Annotated in this window: 16 protein-coding genes; 14 read left to right on the forward strand and 2 right to left on the reverse strand. The window is 40.2% G+C overall.

Annotation, left to right across the window (positions count from 1 at the left end):
- Positions 1–32: 32 nt before the first annotated feature.
- Positions 33–950, reverse strand: a complete 918-nt coding sequence (locus tag BMY50_RS18185; protein ID WP_093327172.1) for an SDR family oxidoreductase — start codon at positions 948–950, stop codon at positions 33–35.
- Positions 951–1,304: 354 nt separating this feature from the next.
- On the opposite strand from BMY50_RS18185, the gene atpD reads away from it, so the two are divergent.
- The 14 genes from atpD to ilvA all read left to right on the forward strand — a co-directional run bounded on the left by atpD (position 1,305) and on the right by ilvA (position 19,134).
- Positions 1,305–2,810, forward strand: a complete 1,506-nt coding sequence (gene atpD / locus BMY50_RS18190) for a F0F1 ATP synthase subunit beta (RefSeq protein WP_093327570.1) — start codon at positions 1,305–1,307, stop codon at positions 2,808–2,810.
- 30 nt (positions 2,811–2,840) lie between these two features.
- A complete protein-coding gene (gene atpC / locus BMY50_RS18195) occupies positions 2,841–3,095 on the forward strand; it encodes an ATP synthase F1 subunit epsilon (protein ID WP_093327174.1) in 255 nt (84 codons plus the stop codon).
- Positions 3,096–3,490: 395 nt separating this feature from the next.
- Entirely contained in the window at positions 3,491–5,185 is a 1,695-nt protein-coding gene (gene ilvD / locus BMY50_RS18200; protein WP_093327573.1) for a dihydroxy-acid dehydratase, read from the forward strand.
- A gap of 100 nt (positions 5,186–5,285) precedes the next feature.
- Positions 5,286–7,037 carry a biosynthetic-type acetolactate synthase large subunit gene (gene ilvB, locus BMY50_RS18205; protein ID WP_093327176.1) on the forward strand — a complete coding sequence of 584 codons (1,752 nt, stop codon included), beginning with the start codon at positions 5,286–5,288 and terminating at the stop codon, positions 7,035–7,037.
- Positions 7,038–7,042: 5 nt separating this feature from the next.
- A complete protein-coding gene (ilvN, locus tag BMY50_RS18210) occupies positions 7,043–7,633 on the forward strand; it encodes an acetolactate synthase small subunit (RefSeq protein ID WP_093327177.1) in 591 nt (196 codons plus the stop codon).
- 6 nt (positions 7,634–7,639) lie between these two features.
- On the forward strand, positions 7,640–8,146 hold the full coding sequence (locus BMY50_RS18215) for a DinB family protein (RefSeq protein WP_093327179.1): 507 nt from the start codon (positions 7,640–7,642) through the stop codon (positions 8,144–8,146).
- Positions 8,147–8,196: 50 nt separating this feature from the next.
- Entirely contained in the window at positions 8,197–9,678 is a 1,482-nt protein-coding gene (ilvC, locus tag BMY50_RS18220; RefSeq protein WP_093327181.1) for a ketol-acid reductoisomerase, read from the forward strand.
- A gap of 187 nt (positions 9,679–9,865) precedes the next feature.
- The gene (locus BMY50_RS18225) at positions 9,866–11,329 is read left to right on the forward strand and encodes an ATP-binding cassette domain-containing protein (RefSeq protein WP_093327183.1); all 1,464 of its coding nucleotides are present in this window, start codon (positions 9,866–9,868) and stop codon (positions 11,327–11,329) included.
- A 76-nt stretch (positions 11,330–11,405) separates the two neighbouring features.
- Complete coding sequence (locus tag BMY50_RS18230; RefSeq protein WP_093327185.1) at positions 11,406–12,917, forward strand: 2-isopropylmalate synthase; 1,512 nt, start codon at positions 11,406–11,408, stop codon at positions 12,915–12,917.
- Between the two features lie 40 nt (positions 12,918–12,957).
- The gene (gene leuC / locus BMY50_RS18235; RefSeq protein WP_093327187.1) at positions 12,958–14,352 is read left to right on the forward strand and encodes a 3-isopropylmalate dehydratase large subunit; all 1,395 of its coding nucleotides are present in this window, start codon (positions 12,958–12,960) and stop codon (positions 14,350–14,352) included.
- 4 nt (positions 14,353–14,356) lie between these two features.
- The gene (gene leuD / locus BMY50_RS18240) at positions 14,357–14,953 is read left to right on the forward strand and encodes a 3-isopropylmalate dehydratase small subunit (protein WP_093327188.1); all 597 of its coding nucleotides are present in this window, start codon (positions 14,357–14,359) and stop codon (positions 14,951–14,953) included.
- A 164-nt stretch (positions 14,954–15,117) separates the two neighbouring features.
- A complete protein-coding gene (locus BMY50_RS18245) occupies positions 15,118–16,632 on the forward strand; it encodes an alpha-isopropylmalate synthase regulatory domain-containing protein (protein ID WP_093327190.1) in 1,515 nt (504 codons plus the stop codon).
- Positions 16,633–16,755: 123 nt separating this feature from the next.
- Positions 16,756–17,817 carry a 3-isopropylmalate dehydrogenase gene (leuB, locus tag BMY50_RS18250; RefSeq protein ID WP_093327192.1) on the forward strand — a complete coding sequence of 354 codons (1,062 nt, stop codon included), beginning with the start codon at positions 16,756–16,758 and terminating at the stop codon, positions 17,815–17,817.
- 78 nt (positions 17,818–17,895) lie between these two features.
- Complete coding sequence (gene ilvA / locus BMY50_RS18255; protein ID WP_093327194.1) at positions 17,896–19,134, forward strand: threonine ammonia-lyase IlvA; 1,239 nt, start codon at positions 17,896–17,898, stop codon at positions 19,132–19,134.
- Between the two features lie 129 nt (positions 19,135–19,263).
- Here ilvA and BMY50_RS18260 read toward each other — a convergent pair whose 3' ends face one another.
- Positions 19,264–20,019 (reverse strand): ThuA domain-containing protein, encoded by a 756-nt coding sequence (locus BMY50_RS18260; RefSeq protein WP_093327196.1) that lies wholly within the window; start codon positions 20,017–20,019, stop codon positions 19,264–19,266.
- Positions 20,020–20,028 lie beyond the last annotated feature (9 nt).

Genomic DNA, 20,028 nt, shown 5'->3' on the forward strand with positions numbered 1-20,028 from the left:
GCATATAATTGCCAACAGCGTTCAAGATATGGTTATTTTTGATTCATAATTTCTTTCAGCTGTAGATCCATAAGCTTTATCCCTTCTTCAAAACTATGAGGCGCATAGTGAAGCGTCTTATAGGCTTTATCTAAAACAAATCCTGTTCTTTTCGGTCGTAACGCATCCTGTTTCAAGTCTGCAGAACTTATTTTAGATATAAAAGACTCGTCTAAATGATAATACGCGGCCACTGCTTCAACCATTTCATCTATGCTTAATAAGTCTTTCCCTGCTATATGAAAAATCCCCTTCTCTCCTTTTTTTGCAATCGTGATACATGCTATTGCAAGGTCTTCAGCTAAGGTTGGCATTCTCCATTGATCATTTACCACACTGATTTCTTGGCGGTTCTCCAAGGCATTCTTTGCCCACAATACGATATTACTTCTACTCATATCTTGCACAATGCCATAAACCAAGATAGTGCGCACGACCGACCAATGGCAAGTAGATTGTTGTAATAACTTTTCTGCTTCTACTTTATGCCGGCCATATGTACTTAAGGGTTTGGGCTTATCTTCCTCTTTGTACGGACCATCCTCGCCGTCAAATACAAAATCAGTTGAAAGATGTATCAAATGTATAGGGTATGCTTCACAGGTGCTTATTAAATTGGCAATAGCTGCTACATTTAACGTATAGCTACCTTCGGGATCCTTTTCACAAGCATCCACATTTGCCATTGCCGCCGTATTTATAATCACGTCTGGTTGGAGCGTTGTTATCATAGATGTTACTTGATGGTGGTCGGTTATATCTAAGGGAATATACCTGTAACCTTCATCCGTTGCATATCTATTGTCTCCTCTTGAGCTGGCAATATATTCAAGTTCCAAATCTTTTCTTGCGGCGTCTGTTAATTTTTGTCCCAACAAACCATTGCTTCCAGTGACTAGTATCTTCTTCATTTTTTGTTTATAGTTTTCAATAGTTGAGATCAACAGTATTTCATTTCATTAATAATCAACACTCTTTTAAATGAGCCTCTGTAGTTACGCTATGAACAGAATCTTTTTCTTCAATTAAATCACATCAATTTTCAATTATTCTAGGAATCTAATTCATTCGCCCCTTTCGTAAACAGCTCAATTACACCACTATTTTTCTCGTTCAGCACGTATTAAAGGCCTTTGGTGTACAATATAAAAAAACTTTTCATTTAAGTGTTTGATATTCCACTATAAAGCGTATTTTTGCAATCCGAAATAAAGCCCTTAAATGGCAATAAATCTGTACATTATTTAAAAAACATAGTTTCTTATATGTCCAACACCGGAAAAATAGCGCAAATAATCGGACCAGTAGTAGATGTCAGCTTTGCTGACGGTGCTAAATTGCCGAAAATTTTCGACGCATTGGAGATCGAAAAAGCAAACGGACAACGTATTGTTTTAGAGGTTCAGCAACATTTAGGAGAAGAACGTGTACGTACCATCGCAATGGATTCTACCGATGGTCTTGTTCGTGGAATGCCCGTAACAGACACAAAAGCTCCTATTAAAATGCCTATTGGCGATGACATTAAGGGCCGTGTATTTAACGTTGTTGGAGATGCCATTGATGGTATTAAAAATCTCGATAAATCGAACGGTCGTCCTATTCACAATTTACCTCCAAAATTTGAGGATCTTTCCACTGAAAGCGAAGTACTTTTTACAGGTATTAAAGTAATTGACCTATTGGAGCCATACGCAAAAGGTGGTAAAATTGGTTTATTTGGTGGTGCAGGAGTAGGAAAAACCGTTCTTATTCAAGAACTAATTAACAATATCGCAAAAGCTTATTCAGGATTATCGGTATTTGCAGGTGTAGGAGAACGTACCCGTGAAGGAAATGACTTATTACGCGAAATGATCGAGTCGGGCATTATCAAATACGGCGATGAGTTCTTGCATAGCATGGAGAAGGGTGAATGGAATCTAGCACAAGTAGATCCAGAAGCGTTGAAAGAGTCTAAAGCCACTTTTGTTTTTGGCCAGATGAATGAGCCTCCAGGCGCACGTGCGCGAGTAGCTTTGTCAGGTCTTACAATTGCTGAGTATTTCAGGGATGGTGATGGCGAAGGTGCTGGAAAGGATATCCTCTTCTTTATCGACAATATTTTCCGCTTTACACAAGCTGGTTCAGAAGTTTCTGCCCTTTTAGGACGTATGCCTTCTGCTGTAGGTTATCAACCTACCCTCGCAACGGAAATGGGTTTAATGCAAGAACGCATTACATCAACAAAGCGTGGTTCCATTACTTCCGTACAAGCTGTTTATGTTCCTGCGGATGACTTGACTGACCCGGCCCCAGCAACGACTTTCGCTCACTTGGATGCTACAACTGTATTATCCCGTAAAATATCAGAATTAGGTATTTACCCTGCGGTGGATCCTTTGGACTCAACGTCTCGTATTTTGAACCCAGTTATTTTGGGTGACGAGCATTATAATACTGCACAACGTGTTAAAGAGACATTACAACGCTATAAAGAGCTTCAGGATATCATCGCCATCCTAGGTATGGATGAGCTTTCTGAAGAAGACAAATTAGTAGTTTCTCGTGCACGTAGAGTGCAACGTTTCTTATCGCAACCTTTTCATGTTGCTGAACAATTTACTGGCCTAAAAGGTGTACTGGTAGATATTAAAGAAACCATTAAGGGCTTTAATATGATCATGGATGGAGAGGTTGATGAATACCCTGAAGCAGCATTTAACCTTGTTGGCGGTATAGAAGACGCGATAGCGAAAGGAAAGAAACTATTGGAAGAAGCAAATGCTTAACATTTAATATAGTGTATACTATCTTAAAATATGGAACTTAATATTATTACACCAGATCAATCAGTATTCAACGGACAAGCAACCTCTGTAACCGTTCCTGGAAACGCTGGTTCTTTTGAAATTTTGAAAGATCACGCACCTATTATCTCCACTCTGGAGGATGGTAAAGTTATTATTCGTAATAACAAGGATATTGAGGTCATTATTATTAAAGGCGGCGTAGTAGAAGTACTCAATAATAAAATTACCGTGCTTGCAGAGGGTGTTATAAAAGAAGAAAATTAATCTCAAAAGCAATTGTCAAAAAGCCCGGTAATCAAATGATTGCCGGGCTTTCTTTTTTGCAAGTTTTTTCACCCGATTATCAATTTTAGGAAGAAAATGACGGAAATTTATTATGCATACATAAATACATACCGTATACCATATTAGGTTTTAGTCTATTTTACGACTAATTATATAATAAAACAGCTATATTGCGCAAAATAAAATTTCGAACGAATACTTTTTTTAGAAACAAAATATCAAATTGAACAAATTCCATATAGCTATTGCCTATGTAATTATAAGCTACTATTTTGGGAAAACAATATTTAAGATACAAAACCTGTAGAAACAAGGCGCAGCCGATCAATAAAATTTACAAATCAAATAACGAAGAACAATATATTAAGAGCGACATGCTAACTGAACAAAAAACTGAACTAAACAAATACAGCAAGGTGTTTACGCAAGACAAAACACAACCTGCTGCCCAAGCCATGCTTTATGGCATTGGACTTACGGATGAAGACATGAATAAGGCACAAGTCGGCATTGCAAGTATGGGCTACGATGGCAATACCTGTAACATGCATTTGAACGATTTGGCGCAAGTGGTCAAAAAGGGGGTATGGGATAGTGATTTAGTTGGTTTAGTGTTTAATACAATTGGCGTAAGTGATGGCATGAGTAATGGAACGGATGGAATGCGCTACTCCTTGGTAAGCCGTGATATTATTGCTGATAGTATTGAAGCCATCTGTGGCGGGCAATATTACGACGGTCTTATCACCATTCCTGGCTGCGATAAAAATATGCCTGGATCTATTATGGCTATGGGAAGGTTAAATCGCCCTTCTATCATGGTGTACGGAGGTACTATTGCCCCCGGGCACTATAAAGGAGAAGAGTTAAATATTGTATCTGCATTTGAAGCACTTGGAAAGAAAATAGCAGGCACCATTTCGGATGAAGACTTTATAGGCGTTGTTAAACATACCTGCCCTGGGGCGGGTGCTTGTGGAGGAATGTATACAGCGAACACCATGGCATCTGCCATTGAAGCGTTAGGTATGAGCCTTCCTTATTCCTCTTCTAATCCAGCAGTAAGTGATGAAAAGAAAAAAGAATGTTTAGAAGCTGGAAAATATATTCGGATTCTGTTAGAAAACGATATTAAGCCATCAGATATTATGACCCGCAAGGCTTTTGAAAATGCATTGCGAATCATTATCATACTTGGGGGAAGTACAAATGCCGTATTGCATTTCATTGCCATGGGCAAGAGCATCGGCGTTGAAATCACACAAGACGATTTTCAGCGCATGAGCGATACAACTCCTGTATTGGCTGATTTCAAACCCAGTGGTAAATATCTTATGCAAGATCTTCATCAACATGGTGGTATACCTGCTGTAATGAAATATCTATTGAATGAAGGCTTGCTCCATGGTGATTGTTTAACTGTTACCGGCAATACAGTGGCAGAGAATTTAGCGGATGTTGAACCGATCAACCTAAAAAAACAGGACATTGTGCAGACGCTTGATAATCCAATCAAGCCAACAGGCCATTTACAGATTCTGTATGGCAATTTAGCGGAGAAAGGTAGCGTTGCCAAAATATCTGGCAAAGAAGGCGAACGTTTCGAAGGACCTGCAAGGGTTTTCGATGGTGAAAAACATTTAATTGAAGGTTTAGCTAGCGGTACTGTAAAATCAGGTGACGTCGTTGTCATTAAAAATGAAGGTCCGAAAGGAGCACCGGGCATGCCTGAAATGTTAAAACCAACCTCTGCCATTATTGGTTATGGCCTAGGAAAAAGTGTGGCGCTGATCACCGATGGTCGCTTTAGCGGCGGTACGCACGGGTTTGTAGTTGGACACATTACGCCTGAAGCTTTTGAGGGTGGTTTAATTGGTTTGGTCGAAAACAACGATATTATCGAGATCGATGCTGTCAACAATACAATTAATTTAAAAGTTTCGGATGACGTTATTGCTGAAAGAAGGCGAAACTGGAAACAACCCAGTTTAAAAGTAAGCAAAGGAGTATTATACAAATACGCGAAAACCGTTTCAAATGCCGCTGAAGGCTGCGTAACGGATGAATAAAGCGGAAGAGCAAGAAGAAAGAGAAAAGAATACTGCTATAGTTAACAGGTATATCGATAAGACGAATAACGAGTAACAAACAACCAATAACAAAAAGGACATGAATACGCTCGAAATAACGAAAAACACTCCTCAGCAACTACAAGAGGAAAAAGCAAAAACAACAAAAATTTCAGGCTCACAAGCTGTATTGGAGGCATTTATTGCTGAAGGAGTGGATACCATATTTGGTTATCCAGGCGGCGCAATTATGCCCATTTATGACGCGCTTTATGATTACAACGATAAGCTGAAACACATTTTAGTGCGTCATGAGCAAGGGGGAATACACGCTGCTCAAGGTTATGCCCGCACCTCGGGTAGAACAGGCGTTGTATTTGCAACTAGTGGCCCGGGAGCTACCAACCTAGTTACCGGTTTAGCGGATGCAATGATCGACAGCAATCCTGTTGTATGTGTTACCGGACAGGTTTTTGCACATCTATTGGGCACGGATGCTTTTCAGGAAACGGACGTTATTAATATCACAACGCCCGTTACCAAGTGGAACTATCAGGTAACTGATGCCTGTGAAATTCCAGCGGCCTTGGCAAAAGCTTTCTATATAGCAAGAACAGGTCGACCTGGCCCTGTATTAATAGATATTACGAAAAATGCACAACTGCAATTATTTGACTATGAAGGCTACAAAGCTTGTAATCACATAAGAAGCTACCGCCCTGCTCCTATTGTCAGAAAAGAATATATAGCGCAAGCAGCGGAATTGATCAATCAAGCAAAAAAACCATTTGTGCTTTTTGGGCAAGGTGTTATATTAGGTAAAGCCGAAAACGAATTCAAGGCCTTTATAGAAAAAACTGGAATTCCGGCGGCATGGACGATTATGGGATTGAGTGCTTTGCCAACAGACCATCCTTTAAACGTAGGTATGTTGGGTATGCATGGAAATTATGCACCAAATGTACTGACAAATGATTGCGACGTTTTGATTGCTATCGGTATGCGCTTTGACGACCGTGTTACCGGACGCCTAGATAAATATGCGAAGCAAGCTAAAATCATTCACCTCGACATCGACCCTGCTGAAATAGACAAAAATGTAAAAACTACAGTACCTGTATGGGGAGATTGTAAGGAGACTTTACCCTTGCTTACACAGTTGGTACAAGCGAATCAGCATGACGCTTGGCTACAGAAATTCAGAGAGCTTGAGCAAGAAGAGATAAAGGAAGTCATCAATAACGAATTGCAACCTAGTGAAGGGGAGATGACCATGGGAGAAGTTATCAATGTGCTCAACGAGCTGACAAATGACGATGCCGTTATCGTAACCGATGTTGGTCAGCATCAAATGGTGGCTTGCCGTTATGCTCGCTTTAAACAGTCGAAAAGTAACGTTACATCGGGTGGTTTAGGCACTATGGGTTTTGGGCTTCCAGCGGCCATAGGAGCATGGTATGGCGCTCCAGACCGTACTGTTGTTGCCATTATTGGCGATGGTGGTATACAGATGACGATTCAGGAACTCGGCACGATTATGCAATTCGGTGCTAAGGTTAAAATCTTGATCCTTAACAACCAGTTTTTGGGTATGGTGCGCCAGTGGCAACAGTTGTTCCATGATAAACGCTACTCTTTTGTAAACATCACAAGCCCAGATTACGTGGCTGTTGCTAAAGGATATTATATCTCAGGAAAACAGGTAAATGAACGTGCCAGCTTACGACAAGCATTGAAAGAAATGCTAGAGCACGATGGCTCATACTTGTTGGAAGTAATGGTAGGCAAGGAAAACAATGTATTTCCGATGGTACCTCAAGGAAGTAGTGTAAGCGAAATCAGATTAAAGTAAAAGTAATGGAAAAACAAGAATATACCATCACCCTTTATACTGAAAATTCAATAGGAATGATCAGTAGGATTGCCATCATATTCTCTCGACGTAAAATTAATATTGAAAGTCTCAATACTTCACCTTCGGAGGTTCACGGCATTCATCGGTTCACCATCGTAATCACCGAATCTGAGGAAGTAGTGCGGAAACTTTGCAGACAGATAGAAAAACAAGTTGAGGTTTTAAAGGCATATTATAATACAAATGACGAGGTAATATGGCAAGAACAGGCGCTTTATAAGGTGCCAACAGATATCGTTACCGAAAAAGCACCTATCGAACGCTTATTACGTGAATATGGTGCACATGCCGTGGTTATCCGAAATGATTATACTGTATTTGAAACAGCAGGTCATCGAGAAGAAATAGATAAACTTACGGAAGCCTTGGCAGAATATAATCTGATTGAGTTTGTAAGAAGTGCTCGTATTGCCATCATCAAGGACAGCAAAGGTTTTCATAATAAGCTCAAGGAGTTTGAAGAGGCAGAACCGACGCAAGATGTTGTAGAAAACGAATATCTTGACAAGCAGGATAAGATATTTACCATGTAATCAGCAATGGCCATAACAAGTATAGACATAGCAATTCAAGTAAGAAGGAACTTTATTCAATTGATGGATGAAATGACTATTGCTGAACTTAACATCATTCCTCCGGGATTTAACAACAATATTGCTTGGAATTTCGGACATATTGTGGTGAGTCAGCAAAAACTTTGTTATATGCTGTCGGAATTACCTCTTAAGATGGGAGAACAGTATATACTAAGCTATCAAAAAGGGTCTAAACCTGAAAAATTTATTGATCAGGAAGAAATTAACTATTTGAAGGAAAAAGCATACACTTTAATCGATGAATTACGAATAGATTTGAAGGCAGGTATTTTCCGTAACTTTAATCCTACTAAACTGCATTTTGGTCTCGAACTCAAAGGCATAGAAGACGCTATCAATTATTTTCAAAATCATGATGCGTTGCATCTAGGCTTTGCTACAGCGATAAAAAGAGCAATAATAGGTGAAAGACAAAAAGCTGAAGACCAATTGCTGAAGGTCGGAAGCTAAATAATAACTAAAAATTAAAAACAGTAAATCGTCAATTATCAGATAAAACAATGGCAAATTATTTTAACACCCTACCACTTAGAGAGAAATTGAATCAATTAGGCGTAGCCGAATTTATGGATATTAGTGAATTTGCAGATGGAGTGAGCGCACTAAAAGGCAAAAAAATCGTCATCGTGGGCTGTGGTGCTCAAGGCTTAAATCAAGGACTCAATTTAAGGGATAGTGGACTTGATGTTTCATACGCACTTCGGAAAGAAGCTATTGAACAGAAAAGAGATTCATGGAAAAATGCAACCGATAACAACTTTACGGTAGGCACTTATGAAGAACTTATACCTACAGCTGACCTCGTAAGTAACTTAACGCCTGACAAACAACACTCTTCCGTTATTGATGCTGTTATGCCTTTAATGAAAGAAGGTGCTACGCTATCTTATTCACATGGTTTCAATATCGTAGAAGAAGGAAAGCAGATTCGCAAAGACATTACGGTGGTTATGACCGCTCCAAAGTGCCCTGGTTCAGAAGTAAGAGCCGAATACTTGCGTGGTTTTGGGGTACCTACCCTCATTGCGGTTCACCCTGAAAACGATCCTCAAGGCAAGGGTTTAGCTGAAGCCAAAGCATACTGCGTGGGTACTGGTGGTCACAAAGCAGGCGTTTTGCGTTCCTCTTTTGTAGCGGAAGTAAAATCAGATTTAATGGGGGAACAAACCATCTTATGCGGACTTTTGCAAACTGGTTCCATCCTATCATTCGACAAGATGGTAGAAAAGGGAATTGAACCGGGATATGCATCTAAACTTGTTCAGTATGGCGTCGAAGTGATCACGGAAGCGTTAAAGCAAGGTGGTATTACAGCGATGATGGACAGACTGAGCAATGTGGCTAAAATCAAAGCATTTGAAGTTGCTGAAGAACTCAAAACAATTATGCGTCCTTTGTTCCAAAAGCACCAAGATGATATCATGGGGGGTGAATTTAGCCGCGTGATGATGGAAGACTGGGCTAATGGAGATAAAAATTTATTGACTTGGCGCGCTGCCACAGGTGAAACTGCTTTCGAAAAAACACCTGCTGGGGATATTAAAATTGGAGAGCAAGAATATTTTGACCATGCAGTATTTATGGTTTCTTATATTAAAGCAGGAGTTGAATTAGCTTTTGAAACCATGGTAGAAGCAGGTATTAAACCGGAATCAGCTTATTACGAGTCTTTGCATGAAACACCTCTAATTGCCAATACCATTGCACGCAAAAAGCTATTCGAAATGAACCGCGTTATTTCGGATACGGCTGAATACGGTTGTTATTTATTTGATCATGCCTGTAAACCTTTATTAGCTGATTTTATGAAAACAGTTGATACAGACATCATTGGCAAGAACTATAATGAGGGGAAAGATGGCGCTGTTGATAACCAGGAGTTAATTGCAGTTAATGATGCCATCCGCAACCATCCTGTAGAAAAAGTAGGTGCTGTATTACGAAAAGCAATGACTGCCATGAAGGCCATTAAAACAGTATAAAAAAGCATCCAGACCAGTTTAACAGGCTAACTGGTCTGGATGATATCTCCTATTAACATGGATAAACCATTTCAATTTGATGCTTAATTGCTAGAAAAGGAATGATTGTATATAAAAAGCAATTTATATAAGTTTGCATCACAAAATAACGGTACTATATTAAAAAGGCATTCCAGCCTATTCGGCTATGATTAATTCCGTCGTCCATATCACCCATTTAAGTCTTCAATATGCACATGATGTTATATTGGACCAGCTAAATTGGCAAATCCTTCCGGAAGAGCATTGGCTTATTGGTGGAAAAAGCGGTTCCGGAAAGAGCTCACTAGGGAAAGCGCTCGCTGGACTGGAAAAAATAAGCGGCAATATCCAATTCTTTTTCGATCCATCGTCCCCCCTTCCTGCTCGGGTTTTATATGTATCTAACTGGTATCAGTTTACAAATCTAGAAGGCGACCGTAACTTCTATTATCAGCAACGTTATAATAAGCAACAACGAAATGATACCTTAACGGTATATGCTGAATTAATGCATTATTCCAAAGAGGAGAATCTGACGTTCGAAGAGGTCGAAAAATACTTGAGCCTTTTTGATTTTCTCGATTTCAAAAATACGCAGCTCATCGAGTTGTCGAGTGGTGAGCACAAAAAACTGCAGTTGATAAAAGCTTTGTGGCTAAAACCGCAACTGCTGATTATCGACGAACCTTATACCGGACTGGATAAGGCTTCGCGCAACAAACTAAATCAGTTTTTGGAAGAGCTAGTCGCAGCCGGTGTACAGTTGATGCTTATCACAAACGATGAAAATATACCCAGCTGTATTAATCGATTTGCAGAAATTGAAAACGGACAGTTAAAAATCCTTTCCGCTATTCAACATTTTTCTAAAGACCTGGCACGCCGGCAGAAACCCTTGCCCTATTTCCTGCGGCAAGAGTCGAAGGAATCGGCGGATATATTCGTTCACATGGAGAACATCCGTGTTCGCTATGGCGAAAAAGAAGTATTAAAGAATATCAGTTGGACCGTGCGTAAAGGTGAAAAGTGGCTGCTGCAAGGACATAATGGTTCCGGGAAATCGACCTTGCTAAGCCTTATCAATGGAGATCATCCACAAGCTTATGCCAGTGAGATCCATCTTTTCGGTAATAAACGCGGAAGTGGAGAAAGCATCTGGGATATCAAAGCGCATTTAGGTATTGTCTCGCCCGAACTACATTGGTATTTTGATAAAGCGGCAAAGGTATGGCAAGCAATTGCCTCAGGTCTTTACGATAGTATTGGTTTATTTCGACAGCTTAACTATGAACAGCAGCAAAGAGTAAATCAACTAATGGATTTTTTTGAACTTACATCCTATAAAGACAGGCTATTAACGTCCCTTCCATTGGGTAAGCAACGCCTCGTATTATTGGCCAGAACAATCATTAAAAACCCATCGCTATTGATCTTAGATGAACCCTGTCAAGGACTGGATCAGGTGCAGACAGAACATTTCAATGCCGTTGTCGATGAACTTTGTAGCTTTGGAAAAACATTGATTTATGTAGGTCACTACGAGACATTATTACCTAGCTGTTTGGAAAATAAAATTGTGCTAGAGAAAGGTGAAGTAAAAACAATACAAAAGATAGCCGCATATGCTTAATTAAAATGGCAAAAAATAGGATGGTTATCCATTAGCAGCTATTGCATCATAAGAATAGAAATAAAAAACACCCAATATGTTACACAATCCTAATCACTTATACATATTCGACACCACGCTTCGTGATGGAGAGCAGGTTCCGGGCTCGCAATTGACTACGCCAGAAAAAATCATTATTGGAGAAGCACTCCAATCATTGGGCGTAGATATTATCGAAGCGGGTTTTCCTATATCAAGTCCCGGGGATTTCCAAAGTGTGGTAGAATTATCAAAGGCCGTTCGTGAGCCCATTATTTGTGCCTTAACTCGTGCAAATAAAGGAGATATCGATTGTGCAGCAGAGGCGTTAAAATATGCAAAACGTCCTCGTATCCACACCGGTATTGGTTCTTCGGATATGCACATCAAGTATAAGTTTAACAGTACCCGTGAAGCGATTCTTGAACGTGCTGCAGAAGCGGTGAAATATGCCAAACAATTTGTGGAGGATGTTGAATTTTATGCTGAAGATGCAGGAAGAGCCGATAATGTATATTTAGCTCAAATGATCGAAGCAGTGATTGCTGCCGGTGCAACGGTTGTCAATATCCCCGATACCAATGGCTATTGCCTCCCTGAACAATATGGAGCTAAAATTCGTTTCCTAAAAGAAAACGTCAAGAATATCGATCAGGCGATTATCTCCGTTCATTGTCACAATGATCTAGGTCTTGCTACCGCTAATAGCCTTTCAGGCATTCAGAACGGTGCTCGGCAGGTCGAATGTACGATAAATGGTATTGGTGAACGCGCTGGTAACACTTCTTTAGAAGAGGTGGTAATGGCACTGAAGACACACTACCAGACACTTCAGTTCCAGACGAATATTAATACCAAACAACTATATCCGCTAAGTGCAATGGTAAGCCGAATGATGCGTATGCCCGTTCAGGCAAACAAAGCCATTGTTGGACGTAATGCCTTTGCACACAGCTCTGGCATTCATCAGGATGGCGTGCTTAAGCACCGTGAAAACTACGAGATTATCAATCCAGAGGATGTTGGTATAGATCAATCGGAAATTATCTTAACGGCTCGCAGTGGCAGGCATGCACTTAAGCATCATTTAGAACGCCTTGGATACACGATTGAACGTATTGATTTAGATCAGACTTATCAGCGTTTTCTTACATTGGCTGATGAAAAGAAAGAGATCAAGGATGACGACTTGCTACGTTTAATGGGCGAAGAGGCTGAGAGTAATTTTAAAAATGGCGTTACAATCAGCTCGCTACAAGTAATCACCGGCGATCAAAGCGATCCGCAAGCGATTATCAAACTAAACTATAGAGGTACCGAACAGGAAGCAACAGCATCCGGTAATGGTCCGGTTAGTGCGACCATTAAAGCTATTGAAAGCATTATTGGAAGCCATAATGAAATCAAAGAATTCAACATCCACTCCATTCATGGTGGAAGCGATGATGTAAGTAAAGTGGATATGCGTGTCATCCATGAAGATCAGTCATATATGGGATACGGATTCAGTACAGATATTGTAAGGGCTTCTGCGAATGCCTATCTAGATGCATTGAATAAATTTGTATAAAAGATTGCAGAGAAAAAATTAAAAATCTAACTAAATAAAAATGAGCAAGACGTTATTTGATAAAGTGTGGGACTCGCACGTAGTACGGAAGATTGAGGGCGGTCCCGACGTGTTATTTATCGACCGTCATTTAATCCATGAAGTTACGAGCCCCGTAGCCTTTTTAGGATTAAAGAATAGGGACATAAAAGTATTATATCCGGAGCGTACGTTTGCTACGGCTGATCATAATACGCCAACGATCAATCAGCATTTACCCGTTTCGGATCCGCTTTCGGCTAACCAGCTAAAGGCTTTAGAAAACAATGCAAATGCTTACGGAATCCGACATTGGGGCCTTGGCCACCAGAAAAATGGCATCGTACATGTTATTGGTCCAGAACATGGCATTACGCAACCAGGTGCAACCATTGTGTGTGGCGATTCACATACCTCTACACACGGTGCTTTTGGTGCCATTGCCTTCGGAATCGGCACCTCAGAAGTTGAAATGGTTTTAGCTTCGCAATGTATCATGCAGCCGAAAGCAAAAAAAATGCGAATTAGTGTGACAGGATCACTTAGTAAAGGCGTTACACCAAAAGATGTTGCCTTATTTATCATCTCTAAACTAACTACTTCGGGTGCTACTGGATATTTTGTAGAATATGCTGGTGAAGTGTTTGAGAAGATGAGCATGGAAGGTCGTATGACGGTATGTAACTTGAGCATTGAAATGGGTGCGCGCGGTGGTATGATTGCTCCGGATCAAACAACGTTCGATTACATCAAAGATCGTGAATTTACACCTAAAGGTGATGCCTGGGATAAAGCGATGGCTTACTGGCAAACACTTAAAACAGATGCTGATGCTACTTTTGATAAAGAATTTACTTTTGATGGTAGCAGTATTGAACCCATGATTACTTATGGAACGAATCCAGGCATGGGTATCGGTATTTCCAATCATATACCAGATGCATCTGAAGTGGAAGGCGGCGTGACTACTTATGAAAAATCACTCGGATATATGGGCTTTCATGAAGGCGAATCCATGATTGGCAAAAAAGTAGATTATGTTTTTGTAGGCAGCTGTACCAACGGTCGTATTGAGGACTTCAGGGCCTTTACTTCCTTAATTAAAGGAAAGAAAAAAGCCGAAAATGTCACGGTATGGCTCGTACCAGGCTCGCACATTGTGGAAGAACAAATTAAAAAGGAAGGTTTATTAGATGTTTTAACCGAAGCTGGTTTCACGTTACGTCAACCTGGTTGTTCTGCTTGCCTAGCCATGAATGATGATAAAGTACCCGCAGGTAAATATGCCGTGAGTACTTCGAACAGAAATTTTGAAGGTAGACAGGGACCTGGTGCGAGAACAATGCTTGCCAGCCCGCTAGTTGCCGCAGCTGCTGCTATCACCGGAGTAGTTACAGATCCACGAACATTAATTTAAAACAATGGCTTACGACAAATTCACTATATTAAAAAGTACAACGGTACCTCTTCCAATTGAGAATGTAGATACCGATCAAATCATACCGGCACGATTTCTCAAAGCTACCGAACGCGTTGGCTTTGGTGATAATTTATTCCGTGACTGGCGCTATAATTCGGATAATACACCTAAAAGCGACTTCGTTCTAAATAACCCCGTCTATAGCGGAAAAATCTTAGTAGGAGGTAAAAACTTCGGCTCAGGTTCTTCTCGTGAACACGCAGCTTGGGCTGTTTACGACTATGGCTTCCGCTGTGTTGTATCGAGTTTCTTTGCAGACATCTTCAAAAATAATTGTTTAAACATTGGTGTACTACCTGTTCAAGTAAGCCCTGCCTTTTTGGAAAAAATATTCAGTGCTGTTTTTGCTGATGCACAAGCGCAATTGGAAGTTAATCTTCCAGCACAAACAATTACATTGTTAGCTACTGGTGAGCAGGAAAAATTTGATATTAGCCCTTATAAAAAGGATAACTTATCGAATGGTTTTGACGATATCGATTACCTGCAGAATATAAGAGGAGAAATTCAGGATTTCGCTGCAACGCTGCCTTTTTAGAGTTGCCGGTTATGGGTTATGAGTTGTGAGTATCGGTATAATTTCCTAAACACGCGCAACTCACAACCTTCGCCTTAAATATTGATATCTTGTTTGTCATTCTGAGGCATCAATGAGCCCCCGGGAGGCAAACTTTTGAGTTTTTAATTTTTACTTAGACATAAATGAAAAGGAAAATAGAAATAATGGACACCACATTGCGCGATGGCGAACAGACATCGGGCGTGTCTTTTTCTATTTCGGAAAAATTAACAATTACACAATTGCTATTAGAAGAGCTGCATGTAGATCGAGTTGAAATTGCATCAGCACGCGTGTCTGAAGGAGAATTCGAAGCAGTGAAAGCAATTGCAAATTGGGCCAAAGAGAATGGATATCTACAAGCCATTGAAATATTGACTTTTGTAGACAATGGTATTTCGATTGATTGGATGTTAAGAGCAGGCGTAAAAGTGCAGAATCTATTAACCAAAGGATCTTTAAACCACCTCACCCATCAGTTAAAAAAAACACCTGAGCAGCACTTTGAAGAAATAGCGAACATCATCGCATCAGCCAAAAGGGAAGGGATCGATACGAATGTATATCTCGAAGACTGGAGCAATGGCATGAAAAACTCACCAGAATACGTACATCAGTATCTGGCATTTCTGTCTGAACAGCCTATAAAAAGGATACTGCTACCCGATACCTTAGGTGTATTGACACCGGCAGAAACTTTCCAATATATCGCTGAACTACGGGCCAAACACCCCAATCAACACTTTGATTTCCATGCGCATAATGATTATGACTTGGGTACAGCGAACGTGTTAGAGGCTGTCAAAGCAGGCGCCAATGGATTGCATTTGACTGTAAACGGCATGGGAGAAAGGGCGGGCAATGCACCCATGGCGAGTGTTATAGCTGTTATGAATGATTTTCTTCCCGATGTTTCTGTTTCCGTCAAAGAATCCGCTATATATAAGGTTAGCAAGCTGGTGGAAACTTTTTCAGGCGTTAGAATCCCTGCTAACAAACCAATTGTTGGAGAAAACGTCTTTACGCAAACTGCGGGTATCCATGCTGATGGAGATAATAAGAACAATCTCTATTTTAATGACCTACTTCCAGAGCGTTTTGGCAGAAAGCGCACCTATGCTCTTGGAAAAACTTCTGGCAAGGCGAATATTGAAAAGAACCTGCAAGAGCTTGGCTTAAAGCTGAACAATGAAGATTTAAAGAAAGTAACACAGCGGGTAATCGAATTAGGTGACAAAAAAGAAACTGTTACCAAAGAAGATTTACCTTATATTATTTCTGACGTGCTCGACAGCAATCTTTATGAAGAGAAGGTGCGGGTAGAATCGTACGTGTTAACACATGCGAAAGGCTTACGCCCATCTGCCACCATTTCCGTTTGTTTTGATGGTAAAGTTGTTGAAGAACATGCGCAAGGTGACGGGCAATTTGACGCTTTTATGAAAGCGCTGACCAAGGTTTATGCTAAAAAGAATTTTCGTTTGCCTAAATTAGTCGACTATACTGTTCGTATAGCACCCGGTAGCAGCTCGGATGCTTTATGTGAAACAATTATTACTTGGGAAACAAGTAATCGGACCTTCGTAACCCGTGGTTTAGATTCCGATCAAACTGTTTGCGCCATCAAAGCCACACAAAAAATGTTGAATATTATTTAGGGACATAAGACGCAAGTATTAAGACACAAGTATCAAGACATAGGACATGATCTTGATACTTGATACTGATACTAAAACCTTATTACTTTTTTACTTTTTAATTTTTATTTTTTACTTAATACTATGAAATTGAATATTGCTCTTCTAGCAGGAGATGGAATTGGACCGGAAGTTATAGACCAGGCCGTAAAAGTAGTAAATGCAGTAGCAAAGAAATTTAACCACGATATTAATTGGACAGCAGCCTTAACTGGAGCCGCAGCAATCGATGCAGTGGGTGAACCCTATCCAGATGAAACACATGAGATCTGTATGGCAGCTGATGCTGTTCTATTTGGAGCAATTGGTCATCCGCGTTTTGACAACGATCCTAAAGCAACCGTACGCCCTGAACAAGGCTTACTTAAAATGCGAAAAAAACTAGGTCTTTTTGCAAACGTTCGTCCAACCTTCACCTTCCCTTCCTTAATAGATAATTCTCCTTTAAAAAGAGAACGCATAGAAGGCACGGATTTAGTGATCTTACGTGAATTAACAGGTGGAATCTATTTTGGCGAGAGAGGCCGTAAAGATAATGGCGATACCGCTTTTGATACCTGTACGTATACAAGAGAAGAGATCAAGCGCCTCGCTAAATTGGGTTTTGAAATGGCCATGAGTCGTCGGAAAAAACTTTGTTGCGTAGATAAAGCCAATGTATTGGAAAGCTCACGCTTATGGAGAGAGACTGTACAAGATATGGAAAAAGATTTTCCAGAAGTGGAGGTTAGCTACGAATTTGTGGATGCGGTAGCTATGCGCTTGGTACAATGGCCCAGCTCCTATGATGTAATGATTACTGAAAACTTATTTGGTGATATTTTAACAGATGAAGCTTCCGTTATTTCAGGCTCCATGGGCCTAATGCCTTCTTCGTCTATAGGTGTTCATACATCCCTTTTCGAACCTATTCACGGCTCTTATCCGCAAGCTGCTGGAAAGGATATAGCAAATCCACTTGCAACAGTCTTATCAGCGGCGATGATGTTTGAAGACGCTTTTAACTTAAAAGAGGAGGCAGCCGTTATTAGATCTGTTGTGAACAAATCGCTCTCAGAAGGAGTTGTAACAGAAGATTTGGCTGGAAAGAATAATAACGCTTACAAAACCAGCGAAGTTGGCGACTGGTTAGCAGCGAATATCTAGGCTGCCTAGATAAAAAAGATGTCAAAAAGTTTGCCTTGGCCTTCTATTTGACATCTTTCTTATGAATGATATCTTAAAATGGAATTAGCGTTAAATTATAAAGAGGCCGCCACCCGTTTAAAACAGGTCGTTAACCGCACCCCCCTAGCCTATCACGCTAGGCTCTCAGAAAAATACGGCTGTGAAGTCTACCTAAAACGTGAGGATTTACAACTTGTACGCTCTTATAAACTTAGGGGGGCATACAATATGGTTAGCTCACTTACAGTGGAGGAGCTAAGCAGAGGTGTAGTATGTGCCAGTGCAGGAAACCACGCTCAAGGCTTTGCCTATTCTTGTCATAAGTTAGGTGTGAAAGGAGTTGTTTTCATGCCTGAAATCACGCCTAAGCAAAAGGTTACACAAACCATCATGTTTGGAAACGGGCAGATAGAAATTGTGCTTACCGGTGATACCTTTGATGATTGTTTAAAAGAAGCCCTGTCATATACTGCTACCAATAACATGACTTTTGTCCCACCTTTCGATGACTATCGCATTATTGAAGGGCAAGCTACCGTAGGTGTTGAAATCATTGAAGACGAACCAGAAATTGATCTCGCAATCATTCCTATTGGAGGAGGAGGAATCGCCGCTGGTGTAGGAAGTTATCTAAAAAGTGTAAATCCCAACATCAAAATTATTGGTGTAGAGCCAACAGGAGCCCCTTCCATGACGGAAGCCTTAAAAGCTGGCAAACCAGTAACACTTAACGAGATCAATCGCTTCGTTGATGGTGCTGCTGTGAAACGAATTGGGGAGCTCACATTTCCCCTTTGTAAGGATGTACTGGAAAAGGTCATATTAATTCCTGAAGGAAAAGTTTGTACAACCATTTTAAGGCTATACAATGAGGATGCCATTGTTGTGGAGCCTGCCGGTGCGCTTTCAGTGGCTGCTTTGGATTTCTGCAAGGAAGAAATCAAAGGAAAAAAAGTAGTATGTATCATTAGTGGAGGTAATAATGATATTGACCGTATGGCCGAAATTAAGGAAATGTCTTTACTGTATGAAGGATTGAAACATTATTTCATCGTACGTTTTCCTCAACGGCCAGGTGCATTAAAACTCTTTGTTAATGAAGTTTTGGGTCCCCAAGATGATATCACTCGTTTTGAATTCATCAAAAAAACAGAACGCGAAAGAGGACCAGCATTAGTGGGTATAGAATTGCAGGATGCTAAAGATTATAACGCCCTTCTTGAGCGTATGCGCCATCATCATTTCGATGCAAAAGAGGTAAATAGTGATCAAACCCTGTTTGAGTACTTGATATAACGTTGAGTTGTTGAATAGTTAAGTTGTTGAATAGTTGAGTCGTTAAGTAATTTAGCTTCCTACGCAAAACTACTTAACAATTTTCCCACTCAACTATTTCCCCTATTTCCTACCTACTTAACTATTTTCCTACTCTCCCATTGCGTATTTTATTCCACCCAACAGATGTAACCTAAACGCTTCGTCATCATAGCTCTCCTTCGTGTGTCCTAAACCTGTATAGAAGGCTCTTCCTCCATCAAAGTTATGATACCAGGCAATAGGATGATTATCTCCATTTTTACCGCCCTCATAACTGGTTTCATCGAGTTTCATCAATACTTTAGTTTCTGGGTTGATGTCCTTATAGTTATACCACTCATCCCATCTTGTCCATGTATTTGGTAAATGTTTAGTAGACGGATGATTTTTATCTATTACATCTATAGTTGCATTTTGCTGCTTAGGGTGACTCAGAAACCAGGCTCCAACTAGTTTATTATACCAAGGCCAATCGTATTCCGTATCAGCAGCAGCGTGAATGCCAACAAAACCTCCACCATGTTCTATATATTGTTCAAAGGCTTTCTGCTGATCGGCATTTAATATGTCGCCTGTAGTGCTTAAAAATATAATTGCTTTAAATCGCTTTAGATTGTTATTGGTAAATAGCGTAGAATCTTCAGTATGTTCTACCTCAAAGTTGTTATTTTTCCCTAACTCTTCTATAGTAGCGATTCCCTTCTCAATAGAATCGTGCCTAAAACCAGCAGTTTTTGAAAAGACTAGAACAGCCGGTTTTTCCTTGCTGTTTACAGTATCATTAATACTAGATTTGCAGAATGACAACAACGTTCCTGCCATTAACACAAGAAAAAACGTAAATACGTAATTGATGATTTTCATAAAGGTTTT

Origin of the sequence: Olivibacter domesticus (assembly GCF_900109575.1) — a bacterium.
Taxonomy (GTDB): domain Bacteria; phylum Bacteroidota; class Bacteroidia; order Sphingobacteriales; family Sphingobacteriaceae; genus Olivibacter; species Olivibacter domesticus.